8 protein-coding genes are annotated in these 17,060 nt (G+C 42.6%); 3 read left to right on the top strand and 5 right to left on the bottom strand.

The features are described 5' to 3' along the window. Nucleotides 1-4: 4 nt before the first annotated feature. Nucleotides 5-574: an RNA polymerase sigma factor gene (locus tag HUW48_RS22065; RefSeq protein ID WP_182412989.1), complete on the bottom strand. Its 570-nt coding sequence runs from the start codon at nt 572-574 to the stop codon at nt 5-7. Between the two features lie 1,137 nt (nt 575-1,711). Beyond that, nucleotides 1,712-3,385: a tetratricopeptide repeat protein gene (locus tag HUW48_RS22070; protein WP_182412990.1), complete on the bottom strand. Its 1,674-nt coding sequence runs from the start codon at nt 3,383-3,385 to the stop codon at nt 1,712-1,714. A 241-nt stretch (nt 3,386-3,626) separates the two neighbouring features. Here HUW48_RS22070 and HUW48_RS22075 point away from each other — a divergent pair, with 241 nt between their 5' ends. Next, the gene (locus tag HUW48_RS22075; protein WP_182412991.1) at nt 3,627-7,355 is read left to right on the top strand and encodes a CHAT domain-containing protein; all 3,729 of its coding nucleotides are present in this window, start codon (nt 3,627-3,629) and stop codon (nt 7,353-7,355) included. Between the two features lie 570 nt (nt 7,356-7,925). On the opposite strand, the gene HUW48_RS22080 is transcribed toward HUW48_RS22075, so the two are convergent. Together HUW48_RS22080 and HUW48_RS22085 are read right to left on the bottom strand one after the other, a co-directional pair. After that, the gene (locus tag HUW48_RS22080; protein WP_220463958.1) at nt 7,926-10,097 is read right to left on the bottom strand and encodes a xanthine dehydrogenase family protein molybdopterin-binding subunit; all 2,172 of its coding nucleotides are present in this window, start codon (nt 10,095-10,097) and stop codon (nt 7,926-7,928) included. 13 nt (nt 10,098-10,110) lie between these two features. Next, nucleotides 10,111-10,563 carry a (2Fe-2S)-binding protein gene (locus HUW48_RS22085; RefSeq protein ID WP_182412992.1) on the bottom strand — a complete coding sequence of 151 codons (453 nt, stop codon included), beginning with the start codon at nt 10,561-10,563 and terminating at the stop codon, nt 10,111-10,113. A 194-nt stretch (nt 10,564-10,757) separates the two neighbouring features. Here HUW48_RS22085 and parS point away from each other — a divergent pair, with 194 nt between their 5' ends. Then, nucleotides 10,758-11,162 carry a type II RES/Xre toxin-antitoxin system antitoxin gene (gene parS, locus HUW48_RS22090; protein ID WP_182412993.1) on the top strand — a complete coding sequence of 135 codons (405 nt, stop codon included), beginning with the start codon at nt 10,758-10,760 and terminating at the stop codon, nt 11,160-11,162. Next, a complete protein-coding gene (locus tag HUW48_RS22095; RefSeq protein WP_182412994.1) occupies nt 11,155-11,670 on the top strand; it encodes an RES family NAD+ phosphorylase in 516 nt (171 codons plus the stop codon). The genes parS and HUW48_RS22095 overlap by 8 nt, the downstream gene beginning before the upstream one ends. Nucleotides 11,671-11,678: 8 nt before the next feature. On the opposite strand, the gene HUW48_RS22100 is transcribed toward HUW48_RS22095, so the two are convergent. Continuing rightward, entirely contained in the window at nt 11,679-16,358 is a 4,680-nt protein-coding gene (locus tag HUW48_RS22100) for a T9SS type A sorting domain-containing protein (RefSeq protein WP_182412995.1), read from the bottom strand. Nucleotides 16,359-17,060: the final 702 nt, after the last annotated feature.

Here is a 17,060-nt window from a genome sequence, read left to right on the forward strand (position 1 = left end):
ACATTTACCATTTTAAAAAACTAAACTGAGGAGCTTGTTTTACTAACGTGATTAATTTTTCCATACAACCAGCCTTCTTTTTTCGGGCGTAGCCATAAGTCATTCCTAAAATTTGCGCTACCTCCTCCATTGATTTGCCTTCCCAACTTAAGCGCAGCAATTGCTGACAACTATCTCCCAATTCCGCTACCTTTTCGTGGAGTAATTGCATTCGTTGCTCCTGCACCATACATTCTTCTGCCAGTTTTACACTATCATCGCCCAAATCCATTCCGTCTTCATCAAATTGAACCGGGAGCAATTTTCTTTTGCTTAGTTCTTTCAACCATAAATTTTTGCAAATCAGGTATAAAAAAGCCTCAAAAGGACAGAGCAGCTCAAAATTCTGATCTCGGGCTTTACGGTAAATAGATACTAAAGCTTCCTGAAAAATATCTGCTGCATCGGTTTCCGTTCCATTATTTTTTAGAACCATTCCTTTGATTTTACCAGCGAACTTTCGGTAAATTTCTTCCAGCAAGATTCGGTCATTAGTTACTAATGCCTCTATATATTTTTGGTCTGAATGCCTCATTCAGCCTAAATTATATAAAGTTTTAATTTTTAAAAATCAACGCTCACAACAATAGTATAAACATTTGATTACTAGCAATTAAATTACAACTTTAGTAATAACAAGACCCATTTAAAACTACAGTACTTTAAATGAAATTACACATCTCCTTACCTCTACAGATAGGATAGAAAGTTAAGTTTTGTTCTTACTTCCGTTAATGCCGTCGCTCATAGCCCTTTTTAATTGGCATCGGGCTAACGTAACCGAGACACCTTTTTTCATTTTATCACGAATAATAACGCTCGTATTAGTTGCTATTTAACCCTTCAAAGGAAACATTTTTATGGAGCGGCCCTCTCCTTTCTTATCTTATTTTTTTCATACTGCACTTAAATGTATAAGCGTAATGCTTCCGGATTTTATACGATTTCAAAAATTTACTATTTCCGAGAACAACGCTCTTGCAGGTATACTTTTACTCTATTTTCAATTTAAATCCTAAAACAAGGGCGGAGCGTTCAATCATAAATACAAGTAAACGAAAGATTGTTACCCGGTAAGCACGATTTTTTTGAAAATATTTTACAATTTCCTCTACCCAAGGCTAATTTCCTGTTCTTAATTAATTATTAATCCAGATACTCACCTTATAAAATATTAATATAATTTTATAAAACAGATCTTTTAAAACTATTCGAACAGAAAGAAGAATACCGGAATAATACTATTTTCTTTATACAACAGCTAATATTTAGACTAAAAATAAATTACTAGTAAATTCTCTAGTAAGTAATTTATAAACTTGCTAATAAGTAATATAATACAATCAATACTAAAAGGTAAGATTAAGCCCTAAAAGCAGTAATAAACAGAAAAAGACAGCAGTAGGAGCAACGAAGGCGGGCATTGGTTTGCCAGTACTGCAGGCATTTCGACGTGTAGGGGCGTATTGCGCACGTTCCCACCAGAAAAAACAATAGCCGCCTCTCCTCCCCTGTTTTTACCTTCCGGCAGGGAAGGGGGCTAACGCAGCCTTATCAAACAAGTTAGCACCAATCTTGAGAAACTTGAAAAGGCTCTCCAGAACAATAGATACAGAAAAGTGTGCTTAAGAATAAAAGTTAAAAGAAGTTACTTTTCTTCCTTAAATAACCATTATAAAGTACGCGAATAAATAAACCAGCTATTTACCCGCCCATTTTTATCCATATTAAACGCAATTTTATTATTCGTATACACCCAGTATTTACCCGAAGCACCTGAAAAAGTATAAGAAGGTTTCCCATAGTTTTTGGCTAAAGTAGTGTAGTGCATGCCTCGCTTTACTTTTCCGGCGCTTGGCTGCAGATAATTTTCGTGCGTTAAACGAACCAGGTAATTTCGGGTACTATTCTGAATGCCTAGTTGCCAATGGTCGTTCAATTCATTCCATTGAACAGATAAATTAGGGTTTCTACTAATCTTTATTTGAGGAGCGGAAGTTGGTAAGGCAACATTGCTTTTTTTTCCGCCAATTTGTTCTTGAAAAACGGGAACCGGATTATCCGAAGATTCTTCTTTGTTTAACTCATCAAACCAACTCATTATCCACGAAGCCATGCTTCCGGTTAAAGATTCATTCATTTTATTAGCCAACTCCAGATTATACTGGGCCATATGGGCTCCTTTCTGCTGGGCTAGTTCAAAATCTTTTTGAGATTTACTAAATTGATTATCTTTAAAATACGCTATTGCTCTTACAGTATGGGCATCGCCGGTAATTAACTCCGGACTTAATTCATTTATAATACCTACGGCAGCTGGTTGGTTTCCTTGCAGGGAGTAAATACAGGCCAGGTTTATGTAAGCGGGTACATATTTGGGATCAACTTCCCGCGCCTGTTCCGAGTATTTGCGGGCGTCTGCTAATAACTGAAGATATTGCTGCTCATTAAACGGGAGAGCTACGGCCCGGTTCCGGGTAACTAAGCGGCTTTGCGCATCCAGTTCTACGGGATAAGCAAATTTTAAAATATCCCGACCGGTAGACAGCACCAAGGCCTGTTGCAGTTTAGCCGCCGCTAAGTTGTTATAAATTTCCCGGCTCGGAAATTTATTTACTAAATAATTAAAGCATTGCGCCGATGATTCAAACTCCTGCACTAAGTAAAGAAAAAATCCGGCTTTAAAAACGGCTACCATTTGAATTGCTTCTTTTTGCTTTTCGGCGTAAATAGCTTTTCGTTCTTCTTTAGTTGGATAACCATTTAAGTTTTCGGAAAGATCAAATTGCTTATAAAGCATATCTAAAACCTGCGGAAAAACGCGCCCCGTAGCATAACCGGAAAGTTCTCCGTAAAAGCACCCATAAAAGTCGGCGGCCGATTCAAATTGCTTTATACTTTCCTTAGAAGTATCAGTATTAGGCTGACTTATACCAAAAGTAAAGTACCAGTCATGTTTTTCGTAATGGTGGGCTAACTCATGACTTAATAAAACTGCTATTGCGTTTAAAGAATCTTTTTGCAGTTTAACGCACAAATCGTACACCTCTTCATCGAACTGGATTACCGGCTGATTACCAGGACGGTACATGGCAATAATAGCTTGTTTATTCCGGTTCTGGGCAATAACTTCTAACCCGGGCTGAGGGCGGCCGTTGGCAAAGGCATAAGTTAAACGGTCGAATACTTGACGCATTACCTTGTATTTATAGGAAGATTTTGGCAACAATGTCTGGGCACTGCTGTTATAAGCTAAGTTAAAAATAAGCATAACCACCAATCCAATACGACTGAGCCTTGATGAGCCAAGTCTTATCAGCCATCCGGTAAACTGCGCATTTGCCATTATTGTATTAGTTAAAACTTTAATTATTCTCTCTTTGTATTGTACAAGTATTTACTTTTAGCCGCTACTGTGGAAGGAAAATAAAAAAGCGGCATTTACTAATTTAATAAAAAGAAAATGGTAAATTTCAATATATTATAATTTTATTTAAATATAATTGAAATGTTAGAATAGCAATAGAAAAATAGAGGGTATTAATCCAAATTGAGGATTTCCATTCTAACCAACGATTTCAATATAAATGAAAGCTTCTCTGGTAATTGCTGTTGCTCTTGCTTTTTTTAGTATCCGGTTTGTTCAAGCTCAAAATAAGCCTATTAAGTACGATCCTGCCCTTGCTCGCAAGTGGTATAACCAGGCATTAAATTTACAGGAAAAAGGCGATTATAACAGTTCTATTCTTTTATTTGAAAAGGCATCGGCTTTATATAAAAAACATAGCCAATGGACCAAGCAAATAGACTGCGATAACGAGTTCTCGCATACTCTTTTTATGATGGGCCGGTACAATGAGGCGCTGCAAACGGCGAATCAGACCTTGCAGGAAAGCTTAGAAAAATTTAAAGGCGATTCTACTAAAATAGTAAAAAGTTATATTAACCTGGGCAATGTACTTCAGGTGAAAGGCGAATTTGAAAAAGCTTTAGCTTACCAGGTAACAGCCCTGCGTATCCGGCGCTCTATCTTTGGCGATACCCACCCCGATGTAGCTAACTCTTACGACCAAATAGGAACCATTTACTTCGATAAAGGAGAGTACGATAAATCCTTAGGGTTTCACCTGAAATCATTACAAATCAAGCGCATCTTATTTACCGAGACAAATCCCAATATTGCTAATTCCTACCATTACATAGGAGGTATTTATTTACTTAAAAGTGAGATTGATAAAGCCTTAGAATACTTTAATAAGGCCGTGCAGATCAGGCGGGCTGCCTTTGGCGAAATTCATAAAGATGTAGCTTTTACCTATAACAATATAGGCAACACTTACCACCAGAAAAGCGAATATGGCACAGCCTTAGAATACCATCAAAAGGCATTATACATCCGGCGGTTAGTATTTGGCGAGATGCACCCGAATGTAGCTGACTCTTACAACAATATTGGCAACGTACTTCAAGTGAAAGGCGAGTTCAATAAAGCTTTGGAGTATCATCAGAAAGCTTTATATATCCGGCGCACGGCTTTAGGTGAAAACCACGCAGATGTAGCGCAATCTTATAACTATATGGGAATTATTTACCAGGCCAAAGGCGAATTTGATAAGAGCCTGGAATACCATCATACCGCCTTAAACATCAGGCGTTCTGCCTTAGGAGAATCGAGTGCAGGAGTAGCCGACTCTTACAACCAACTAGGCAACGTATATTACGACAAAGGAGAGTACGAGAAAGCTTTGGAGTATTACCAAAAATCATTGTATATCCGGCGTGCTGTTTTTGGAGAAACGCACCAAGGCGTAGCAAACTCTTACCAAAACATGGGCCGAATGTACTTTATAAAAGGCGAGTACGATCAAGCTTTAGAATTCCATCAGCAATCCTTGCACATCCGGCGGAAAGTTTTCGGGGAAAAACATCCTAATGTTGCTTTCGCTTATAACAACATAGGCAATACTTACCTCGAGAAAGGCGAATACGATAAAGCTTTAGAATACCATCAAAAAGCTTTGCAAATCAGGCAGGCTGTATTAGGTGAAACGCATCTTAGAGTAGCTAACTCGTACAACGATATAGGCAATGTATTAGCAGTTAAAGGCGAATACGATAATGCTTTGGAGTATTACCAAAAGAGTTTAGATATAAGACATAGGGCTTTAAACGAAATACACCCGGATGTAGCGGAGTCTTATAATAAAATAGGCATGGTATACCAGAGTAAAAGGGAGTACGAAAAAGCCTCGCATTACCACCAAAAAGCTTTACAGAGTTACCGGGGAGCTTTCGGCAAAACGCACCCTAGCGTTGCGGATGCTTACTACCAATTGGGCAATGTAAATTTTCACGAAGGCGCGTATACCCAAGCATTACAGCAATACCAACAAGCTATTACAGCTATTGTACCTTCTTTCTCCGATACCACCATTACTTTTAATCCCGTATTTAAAAGTCAGACAAATTCTTTTCTCGTTTCCAAAACCTTACTTACCTCCCTGCAGGCTAAAGCTAAGGTTTTGGAAGTACAATTTAATCAATCGCATAATTTACCGGATTTACTGCTGGCTTACCAAACTTCCTGCTCCGCTGATTCTTTGGCTCATAGAACTCAGCAAAACTTTGAAAGAGAAAGTGATAAAGTAGCTTTTACTTCTAGCTCAGTAGTGTTGTATCAACAAGCTTTGGCTTTATGCCTGAAATTATACCGTTTTACGAAAAATAAAAATTACTTAAATAAAGCTTTTTACTTTGCTGAGCGGGGTAAAGCCAGTGTTCTCATGACTTCATTGGCGGAGTCTAAGGCCAAAACCTTCGCCGGTATTCCAGATTCTTTGTTAAAACAAGATCAGGTTATTCGTACCCAAATTGCTCAATATTCCCAACGCTTGGCCGGCGAGCGAACCAAAACCAATGAAGGCGATAGTAGTAAGTTGCAAAATTACGAAAGCCAATTATTTAGTATCCGCCGTCAGCAGGAAAGCCTGATTCAGCAGTTTGAGGAATTCTATCCACAATATTATGCCCTTAAATATCAATCTGCCACTGTTACTCCCAATCAGTTACAAAGCCAGCTAGATACTAAAACGGCTTTATTAGAATATGTGGTAAGCGATACGCTTCTGCAGGTATTTATAGTTGGCCGTGATTTTTTTAAGGTTGAATCCGTTCCTTTGGATAGTCTTTTTCGTCGACGGTTAACTGCCTTTAGAGAAGGAATTCTCTTGCAGGATCAGGATTTGTACGAACAGGTAGCCTACAGCCTTTTTAAAATATTGATTCCGTCTAACCTGCCGAAATCCATAAACTCATTAATTATTATTCCGGCCGGCGAATTAACTTCCTTACCTTTTGAAGCCTTACTTACTAAACCCGCTGACGGAAATTTAAGCAAACCCGCCGCTTACTTATTAAGCAAATATACTATTAGTTATGCTTACTCTGCCTGGCTGCTTTATCAGCGATTTACTCAGGAGAAAGCCACACCAATCAAGAATTTGCTTGCTATGGCTCCCGTGTTTGTTGATTCTTTAAATGATGGAAACGATTCTACTATTTTGCCGAATACTTCGTTACAAAAATCCAGTTTAGAGAGTACGTCCGGTACTATTACAGATAATAGGGGAATACTCTCTAACACAACAGAGCAACCTTTTTCAAAATCTAACTCCCGAAAGCACGGCGTAAGCTCCAAGGCCATAAATAGTAAATCCCTAGGCAGTCGGTCATTCCGGAATCAGGAAATTCCGCCGTTAATTGCTTCGGAACAGGAAGTTAAAACAATTGCCCACTTGTTTCAGAGCAAAGGCGCAAGGGCAAAAGTATACCTGCATCATCAAGCCAGTGAAGAACAAATTAAAAACGAAGAAGTCTCCGGCTATAATTACATTCATTTGGCAACGCATGGGTTTGCCAACGAGAAGTATCCGGAACTATCCGGCTTGCTGTTTAGCCAGGGGAGTAGCAATCAGGAAGATGGAACTTTATATACCGGCGAAATTTACAACATGCGTTTGAAAGCAGAATTGGTTACCCTTTCGGCCTGCGAAACGGGTTTAGGCAAACTTGTCCGTGGGGAAGGGGTTATTGGTTTAACCAGAGCTTTACTTTACGCCGGGGCCAAGAATGTAGTAGTTTCTCTTTGGAACGTAAATGATGGTTCTACGGCCGTGTTAATGGAGAATTTTTACAAAGCCCTTCTTGCCGGATACGATAAGGCTCAGGCACTACAAATAGCGAAGCAAAAGTTAATACAACAAAGCCGTTATAATCAACCTTTTTATTGGGCACCATTTGTTTTAATTGGTAAGTAAAAATGCCTGATTATTTTACTAAAATTCAATTCTGTTTTGATATGAAATAGTAAGATGTAGTACTCTAAACTAAGCTAAATTATATATTGATAGAATAACAGGCTTTTCTGTGGAGTCTTTTCAAACCTCCATTTTACGGTGCTAATGGGAATAGAACAGTCTAAGTTTGCCTCGTGGCCGGCGGGCCTCGTTTGGCTCTCTCGGGCGGTTTAGCGAACCTTGGCTCACTCCGTTACGCCATGCTGCTTTGCAGCACCGGAACGCTAAAAGGCCCTCCATAGCCAAACTGGTGTCAGTTCTTCTTGGTTACCTTATTCTAAATAAGAATATATTAGTACAGGAAGGTAATCTTCTTTGTCCAATTTAGCACAGAGAGTTAATAGAAAATGGTAATACTTACAATTCGAGCAGGCTCTTCCTTATAAGTAACTGGACAGAATTAACTTTATATACTTAATGCCGCCGGTATTGTAGCGAAAAATAATTTATAATCAACAGGTTTGATATATAAAAGTCTAGCATCTAATATCTTGATACTTGTGTCTCTTTACTTAACTCCTTTTACTTAATTCAGCTCTTTTTAAGGTAAGCCGATAAGCCGTTTGGTGCCAGGGGCAAGGTTTTTAACTTCAAGCCGGTGGCATCGGCAATTGCGTTCCGGATGGCGGGAGCAATGGCTACAATGGGGGCTTCGCCAGCACCAACCGAAGGTAAATCGGGGCGGTTTAGTTGAATAATCTGGACTGTAGGAACATCCTTAAACCGTGGTACCCGGTATTGCGCAAAAGTAGGATTTAAGATTTTGCCGTTTTCAAAATCTACGGCTTCAAACAAGGCACCGCCCAACCCTTGCACAATGGCTCCCATAATTTGATTATCTAAGTGCTCGGGGTTAATTATAGCACCGCATTCAAAAGCAGTAACCGTACGAATAACCTTTACTTGCCCGCTGGTTTGGTCAACGGCTACTTCGGCGCAGGTTGCGGTAAAGCCGCCTTTTTCGGTACCACCCGCAATCCCGAAACCATGGCCCGGGGCAGGTTTGCTTTTACCCCAGTTAAAAGCTTTAGCAGCGGCTTCTAAAACGGCTCGTAACCGCGGTTCTTTTAAATTCTGTAACCGAAAGGCTAGTGGTTCCTGATTTACTAATTGCGCCAAATCGTTCATTTGCGATTCCAACACAAAAATATTGGCTGTGGCGGCTAGCCCCCGGTAAGAACCTTGATTTAAAGGTGAATCTGATGGATGAAACTGAATCTGCTGGTTAGCTACTTCGTAAGGCGTATGCATGCCCGAGCCGCCGGAATTATAATTATGAAACTCCCAAGCCGTAATAGTACCGTCGTTCTTTACCCCACTGCTTACTTCAATTACACCGGCCGGACGGAAATAAGCCCAGGTAAATTCTTCGGGCCGGGTCCAGGTGAGTTTAACGGGTTTACCAGTAACTTTCGCCAACTTTGCAGCTTCTGAGGCCGCCTCCCCCGAATGTTTGCCGCCGTAAGCCGAACCGGTATCGGGCATAATTACCCGCACCTTTTCTTCCGGAATTTTAAATTCTTCGGCTAAATCGCTTTGTACGCCAAATGGTCGTTGGGTACCCGTATAAACAGTAAGCTTTCCGTTTTCCCAATGCGCCAGCGCCGCCCGGGGTTCCATGGGCGCATGGGCAATGTAATCTACCTGGTACGTTTCTTTTAAAGTTTTATCTGCCGAAGCTAATCCTTGTTGTATGTTGCCTTTGTTAATACCTGCATCGCGTCCGTTTTCCTGCCCTGCGGAGGCTTTATTTTTGAGATATGTAAATATTTCCGGACGGGAAGGTTGCGAAGTAGTTTTCCATTGCGCTTTAATGGCAGCTATGGCCTTAGTGGCCGTTGCTATATTGGTAGCCGTTACACCCACAAAATCTCCTTCGTGTACTACGGTAACGCCCGTTATAGCTTTAGCGGCACTTGCATCCAATGCTTGTAAAGTTGCGCCGTAGGCAGGTGGCCGTAAAACTTTGCCGTATAACATTCCGGGTAATTTCATATCCGAAACGTATTTATGCTTACCAGTTAAGTAATCGCGTCCGTTTACTTTAGGTACCGAGGTTCCGGCAATCTTCCATTGGTTTACCGGGGTAGCTGGTGCTCCTTCGGAAATGATTTGCAACAACTGTTTCCCTTTGGCTAATTCGCCGTAGCTTAACGTTTTGCGGCTGGCCACATGAGTAATTTTACTATTTTCGGCTTTCAGAGTACTTTTTTTAACTTTTAATTCCTGAGCGGCTAAATTCAGTAAAGTTTCACGGGCAGCAACAGCAGCTTTCCGGAGCTGACTACCCATAGCCGGGGTACTGCGGCTGCCAAAAGTTCCGGCATCGTAAGGCACCAAATCCGTATCGCCCATTATCATTTTTATCGAGGTTACGGGTACGCGCAATTCTTCGGCAACTACCTGGGCCAACGAAGTCCGGATATTCTGCCCTACTTCTACTTTACCGGTAAACACCGTAACGGTACCTTCCTGGCCAATATGCAGCCACGCCCCAATTTGTTCAGTAGGAATCTTTTTGGCGGCCAATGCTGTTGCGCCTAGCTCCGCTTGAACGAAGGTTTTTGGTAGTACCAAGGCTACCGCCAATCCACCACCCAGCCATTTAAAAAACTTTCGTCGGCTCATTTCCTGACCGGAAGGAGTAGTTAATTGTTCCGGTTGACTGGCTGCTGAGCCATTTGCTATCTCTTTAGAGTTCATGGGTTTGTTCTCCTTATGCCTGCGAGGCAGCTTCCTGAATGGCCTGAATAATGCGCGGATAAGTACCACAGCGGCAAATATTGCCGTTCATAAAATTAATAATTTGTTCCTGCGTAGGATGGGGATTGTTTTTGAGTAAAGCTACCGTAGATAGTACCATACCGGAAGCACAGTAGCCGCATTGAAATACATCTACTTTTAAATACGCTTCTTGTACCGGGTGCAAACGTCCGTTTTTTTCAAGCCCTTCAATAGTAGTAATTTCTTTACCCGTCAGAGAGCTGATGGGGGTACGGCAGGAGCGAATGGCTTTACCTTCTAGTAATACGGTGCAGGCTCCGCACTGCCCTTCGCCGCACCCGTATTTGGTACCGGTTAAATCAAATTCGTCGCGTAAAACGCTTAGCAAACTCGTTTCCGGGGCTGCCTGGCTAAGGCGCTTGACTCCATTTATCTGAAGCTCCATACTTTTACTTTTATAATGAGCAGATTTATTAAACTTAAATAAATTTCATTGAAAAGACAAGAAAACCTGCAATTGAGCAAATCGGACAGTAAGAGAAAAATCAGAAATTTGCCCGATGAAACTAACGAGTTAAAGCTTGCGTTATTTGCATTAGTGCCAAATGGCAGTTATCTTAGTGACAAGAAACAAAAACTATGGATTTACTTTTAGGAACAAGTGGTGCCAGTGATAGTTTTGCCGTAGTAGAGCAAGCTCGTGCCGGCGTAGCGCGCGGAAAAGCCGATGAGTTAGCCCATCAGGTTGGGCTCACCGATAAGGAAATGGCGCGCATACTTAATCTTTCCGAGCGAACCCTGCACCGGCTTCGGCCCGAAGCCCTGCTGGATAATAATGCTTCTGAACGGTTGTTGTTACTAAAAAGCCTGCTTCGTCATGGATTAAGTGTTTTTGATGGACGGGCGGATGTACTAGGGCGTTGGTTGCGGGTTCCCTTGTCCGAACTCCGACGCCAGGCTCCCCTTGCACTGCTGGATACCGCTACTGGTTTTGGGATGGTGCATGCCGTACTAGGACGCATTGAACACGGCATTTATGCCTGAAAGTAGTACTTCCCTTTCTACTACGGCACGACCAATAGTAGCTTACCGGTTAGTAAAAGAACGCTTTATAAATTCGCCTTTATCTACGGAAGGAGCCCGGCAATATGGTGGTCGCTGGAACCCTCCTGGAGTAGGAATTTTATACACTTCGGCGAGTCCGGAATTGGCTTTACTGGAGCAATTGGTTCATTTACCTACTTTACCCTACGAGGATTTACCCCGATTATTCTTACTTACTTTAGCTTTGCCGGAGTTACCGGTTCCCTTACCGGAACTTCCACCAAACTGGCGCGAAGAAGCCGATTACCAGGCCAATTATCAGGTACTAGCCGAGTGGTTAGCCCACCCTAAAGTACTGGCGCTGGAAGTACCATCGGCCGTAGTAGTAGAATCTAAAAATTACCTGCTACACCCGCGTCACTCGGCGTACACCCGCATAGAAATTATTAGTACATCTCCGTTTAACATTGATCCACGCTTGTGGCGCGACCGTCAGCCGGGAAATTAATGCAAAGATTATTTAGTAAATAAGATTCTCTGCGTTTGGGCAGAACGCGTAGTTTGTAAACGAAGAATATACATACCATTCGGCTGACTGGTTTTAGGCTGCCAAATTACTTCGTACGCTTTATTGGCTTGCGCTTCGCCCTGGAATAAAGTAGTTACCTCCTGGCCTTGCGAATCGTACACTTTTAAACTCACCGGTTGCGTTTGGGGTAAGGTAAAGCTGGCAGTAACTTTATCTTTGACTGGATTTGGGTAAGCTTGTAGCGGACTTAATTCTGCTTTAACTTTAGGTTCTTCTGCCAGTGCAGTTTCTCTCTCGGCTAGTATAGAACTGGTTTCCGGAGCAACTTTCACGAGCCAGTAGTCGCTACTGCCTTGGCTGGGCTGCGTTCTGTCACCGCTTACTCCCGACTCGGAACGGCCACCCAGTAGAAAGCCCCCATCTGCTGTTTGCAAGGCCATCCGGATTTCGTCGTAGTTACTACCGCCAAAACGTTTGTCCCATTGCTTGATGCCCGTGCTGGAAGTTTTAACAATCCAATAATCGCTGCTACCCTGGTTACTCTGTGTTTTATCGCCGCTCACTCCTGACTCTGACCGGCCCGCCAGTAAGTAGCCGCCTTCCTGGGTGAGCAGAATGGTGCGCAGGCCTTCGTGGCCGCTGCCGCCAAAACGCTTGTCCCACAACTTTTCCCCGCTGCTGTTTAGCTTTAGCATCCAGAAGTCCTTGCCCCCCTGGCTATTCTGACTGCGGTCGCCCTCGGCTCCCGATGTACTATGGCCGGCGATAAAGAGATTACCTGTAGAAGTACCCGTACTACCCACATCCATTAAATTATCTTCGCCGGTGCCGCCAAAACGTTTATCCCACACTTTGTTGCCGCTGCTGCTCACGCGCACCAGCCAATAATCGGCGCCGCCCCGGCTCGCCTGCGTTTTATCGCCACTTATACCCGAAAATGAGCTGCCCCCCAGTAAGTAGTCGCCGTTTATGGTTAAAGCTAAACCTTCCAGATTTTCGTTTAAAGACCCGCCAAAGCGTTTGTCCCAGATTTTAGTACCATCGCCTTTAATTTTCACCAGCCAGTAATCCTGGCCGCCCCGGCTACTCTGGCTTTTATCGCCACTCACCGGGGAATTGCTCATGCCGGCCAGCAAGTATTCGCCAGTAGAAAGCTGAATAACTTTCTTGATTTCGTCCGAGCCCGTGCCACCAAAGCGTTTATCCCACACCTTCGTGCCATTGCTATTAATTTTTATTATCCAGCAGTCGCGGCCACCACGGCTCGTTTGGCTTTTATCGCCGCTACTACCCGACTCGGAACTACCGCCCAGCAGGTAGCCGCCATCCGATGTTTGAATGAGGGTGTTCAGGTAATCTTCCCCGGAGCCGCCGTAGCGTTTATCCCAGAGCTTTTTGCCGTTCTTATCACTTTTTACAATCCAGTAATCGTTTAAGCCTTGGCTAGGTTGGGTTTTGTCGCCGCTAATACCTGAATTAGTGTAGCCGCCAGATAAGTAACCGCCGTCAGAAGTTTTAATTACCGCGGTAAAGCCTTCGGTACCTGAGCCACCGTAACGCATATTCCAGGCAGAGGTAACCGGCGGCATTTCATCTTTTATTTTTACTACCCAGTAATCTCCTTTGTCATTCGATAAAATGCCGGTAGTATCGCGGGTAGCTTCGGTTTTGTCTCCGCCTATGCCGGCATTATAAGTAGTACCCGCTAGTACATAGCTACCATCGGGAGTAGCTACTATGGCCTGTAGTTCATCATAATTGCGGCTGCCAATAGTTCTATCCCATTTTTTAGTACCTTCGCCGGTAATCTTAAGTACCCAGTAATCTTCCTCGCCCGGAAAGAAGAGGTAATATCCGCCGCCTCCTGCCGGATAGGTGTATCGTTCTCCTACTCGGGTATTTTCGCTTTTATCTCTTCCTTTATAAGAATCGGAAGTACCAGCAAGAATGTAATCTCCATCTGGCGCAGCAATAATAGTGCGCAGTAAAGAATTACCTGTATAATACCACCCGCCCGGCCCGGTACTTATTTCAGTTCTAACGCCACCATACGTTTTATCCCACAATTTAGATCCTTTCGCATCTATTTTTAGTAACCAATAGTCACGTAATTGCCCGTCGTTGTCATTGGTTTTATCGCTATTCTTATCTGCATTAGAATAACCGCCTACCAGGTAACCACCATCGGGGGTGGCAAACAGAGCGGTTAAAATGGAACTACCCGCCTGGTATTCGCAATCTTTTGGGTCTTCGTACGGGCAGTCCTCATACTCGTACGTTTGTTTAAATCCGCCATAGGTTTTATCCCAAAGTTTGGTGCCATCTTCTTTTAGGCGTACAATCCAATAATCTTCAAATCCCCGGCTGGCTTGGCTTTTATCCCCGGATTTACCCGAGGCAGAAGAACCACCAACCAGATAGCCACCTTCCGTAGCTGCAGTAAGCGCGGTTAGATTTTCCGCTTCACTACCACCATACGTCCGGTCCCAAAGCTTCGTACCTGTAGCATTAATTTTCAGGAGCCAATAGTCGGTACTGCCTTTACTAATTTGGCTTTTATCGCCCGATATACCCGAAGTAGAAGTTCCACCCAATAAATACCCGCCATCCGGAGTAGCTAAAAGGGTAATCAGGTTATCGGCTTCCCGGCCGCCGTAAACCTTATCCCAAATTTTCGTACCCGTAGCATCTATTTTTATTAACCAATAATCGTAGTTTCCTTTATTGGCCTGACTTTTATCACCAGAAACCCCAGAAGCTGAGGCCCCACCTAACAAATAGCCACCATCCGGAGTAGAGATAATAGCAGTAAGACTATCTGATTTACTTCCTCCGTAGGTTTTATCCCATACTTTTACTCCCTGCGCGTTTAGTTTAACCAGCCAATAATCTTTGTTACCTCTGCTAGTGTTGCTCTTATCGGCTGATTTACCCGAAACAGAATAACCACCCACTAAATAACCGCCATCCGGAGTAGCAATCATGGCGGTAAGCACCTCCCGATTAAAACCACCGAAGGTTTTATCCCACAATTTTTTAATTAATTTCTTTTCTTCTACGATAAAACTTCGATCGACCAAGGCTGGGTTGTAAGTACCATTACCCGCTTGGATGGCTTGCAGGTGAACGGTACCTTCTCCGGTTAGAGTTACCTTATTACCACTTACGGTTGCCGGGCCAGATACCACCTTAAAAGTAACAGACAACCCGGAATTAGCTTTGGCCGAAAGAGTAAAAGGCGGATCACCCACTGCTTTGTTCAACAAAATAGGAGCAAAAGTAATGGATTGATTCAGACGAATTTTATTATCCAGTTTTTCTACCCAATACCCAGACCGGGCTTCGGATTTATCACCGCTAATGCCGGAGTTAGAAGTACCTCCTAAAATATATCCGCCATCACTCGTTTGCTGAACGGAAGCAAAAAAGTCGTAATCAATTCCGCCAATAGTTTTATCCCATTCTTTGGTGCCATCAGCTCTTAATTTAATCAGCCAGAAGTCTGTATCGCATTCATCATCGTTACAAGGGCCTTTAACGGGTTCGGTTTTATCATCGCTAATGCCAGAAGATGAACCGCCACCCAAAATATAACCACCATCCTGAGTTGGCTGCGCCGTGGTGAGCCAGTCTTCCTTATTGCCCCCGTAAGTCTTATTCCAAACCTGGGTGCCATCGGCTTTTAGTTTTATAATGCCGTAATCATGCGAATAGGTGGATGTTGTAGCTGTATAGCCGGCCACATACCCGCCATCAGGGGTAGCCTGTAAAGAAGTTAAGTCTCTAACGTCTAAAACTTTTTCCCATAATGGCGTACCATCTGCCTTTAGTTTTATTATCCGGGTATCGCCGTAAAAACTGCCAGCAAGCAAATAGCCGTTATCCGAGGTTAGTACTAAATTAACCAGATTGTCATACTGATTCTCCCCGAAACTTTTATCCCAGATTTTACGCCCACTCGCATCCATTTTTACCACCCACCAATCCCACCCTCCTTTACTTGGCTCGGTTTTATCGACGTTTGCTCCAGATTCCGAATGGCCACCTAGTATATAATCGCCTTCTTTGGTTTGCTGAACCGATACTAAATAGTCATAATTATCACCGCCAAATGTTTTATCCCATTGTTTATTACCACTAGCATCTATTTTCACTATCCAATAGTCGTTGGTAATATTACCAAATTCATCTTGTTTGCCTTTATTGGCTTCGGACTTATCGCCACTAATACCGGAATAAGAAGTTCCTCCCAGAATATACCCCCCATCACTCGTTTGCTGCAGCGAACGTAATTCATCTCTGCTATTACCACCAAATGTTTTATCCCAAGCTTTGGAACCATCCGCCTTCAGCTTTACTATCCAATAATCGCCGGTATAATAAGAGTTATTATCTGTACCCGGATCCCTATTTGGTTCTGTTTTATCGCCCGCTTTTCCGGACGTGGAACTACCTCCCAGAATATAGCCGCCGTCACTCGTTTGTTGGACCAGAACTAAATCATCGGTGCCATCTCCGCCTAAGGTGTTATCCCAAACTTTGGATTGAGCTAAAGTTCCGGTTGTAAAGCTAAACAGGAATAACAGGAGCACGCTTATAATGCGCCATCCGGGTGATAATACTAGTTCAAATTGGCTCCGGTATAAACCAGATAATTGAATTTTCATTGTTATTTAGATGAATGATTAAGTAAAATGAGTGAAAAGAAGCTTGTTTTCAGGCTAAAACGGACGATGGTTAATTTCTAAGTCTATCATCATTGGAAAAGGGAATTAGTAAATGACCGGCCTTATTACTTCTTAAATCAGCTTCGTTCTATAAATTAGCTCCCGGGCAAAGATTCTTCCAGAGGAAGAGTACCAATTGCTACCAGAACAATGCTCCCATCAAATGACAAAAAGGAGAATTTATCGGGAAGGAAGTAAGCTTGCAGTTGCAACTGGTACCTATTAGTAATTTGGTTAGGGGCAGCTAAACTGTTTCGGGTAAAGGCACTTGTTTTTAACTGACATAAAGCTTTCTACTTAGAGGAGCAGTAGCGCTAAGAGCACTAATTCTAAAATTAATTTTTCAGAATTGAAGAATGCTTTTTAGCGCTATAGCTTAGATGGAGTAAAGAAAAACCAGCTCTAATTTTGGCAACTACTCTGTTATACATCCATGATAAAAGAAAAATAAAAAGCCCAACTTTTACGTAAATTCTCATAACATTTCAATCTGGCATACCAGTAAATTGCGAATTACTTATTCAAATTTTTCTAACCCGATGAACAGTTACAATCAGGGAAGATAATTTTTACCGCTTAAAGAAAGCTTGTCAAACTGGCTCTAAGGGCAAAGCTGACTAGTAAACACGCAGTACATCTAAA

Source organism: Adhaeribacter radiodurans, from assembly GCF_014075995.1.
Taxonomy (GTDB): Bacteria; Bacteroidota; Bacteroidia; order Cytophagales; family Hymenobacteraceae; genus Adhaeribacter; species Adhaeribacter radiodurans.

What these genes read in the sequence shown, in the direction of transcription:
- HUW48_RS22065 (WP_182412989.1), bottom strand. Translation starts at nt 574, where the DNA reads ATGAGGCATTCAGACCAAAAATATATAGAGGCATTAGTAACTAATGAC.
- HUW48_RS22070 (WP_182412990.1), bottom strand. Translation starts at nt 3,385, where the DNA reads ATGGCAAATGCGCAGTTTACCGGATGGCTGATAAGACTTGGCTCATCA.
- HUW48_RS22095 (WP_182412994.1), top strand. Translation starts at nt 11,155, where the DNA reads ATGCCTGAAAGTAGTACTTCCCTTTCTACTACGGCACGACCAATAGTA.
- HUW48_RS22085 (WP_182412992.1), bottom strand. Translation starts at nt 10,563, where the DNA reads ATGGAGCTTCAGATAAATGGAGTCAAGCGCCTTAGCCAGGCAGCCCCG.
- HUW48_RS22080 (WP_220463958.1), bottom strand. Translation starts at nt 10,097, where the DNA reads ATGAACTCTAAAGAGATAGCAAATGGCTCAGCAGCCAGTCAACCGGAA.
- parS (WP_182412993.1), top strand. Translation starts at nt 10,758, where the DNA reads ATGGATTTACTTTTAGGAACAAGTGGTGCCAGTGATAGTTTTGCCGTA.
- HUW48_RS22100 (WP_182412995.1), bottom strand. Translation starts at nt 16,358, where the DNA reads ATGAAAATTCAATTATCTGGTTTATACCGGAGCCAATTTGAACTAGTA.
- HUW48_RS22075 (WP_182412991.1), top strand. Translation starts at nt 3,627, where the DNA reads ATGAAAGCTTCTCTGGTAATTGCTGTTGCTCTTGCTTTTTTTAGTATC.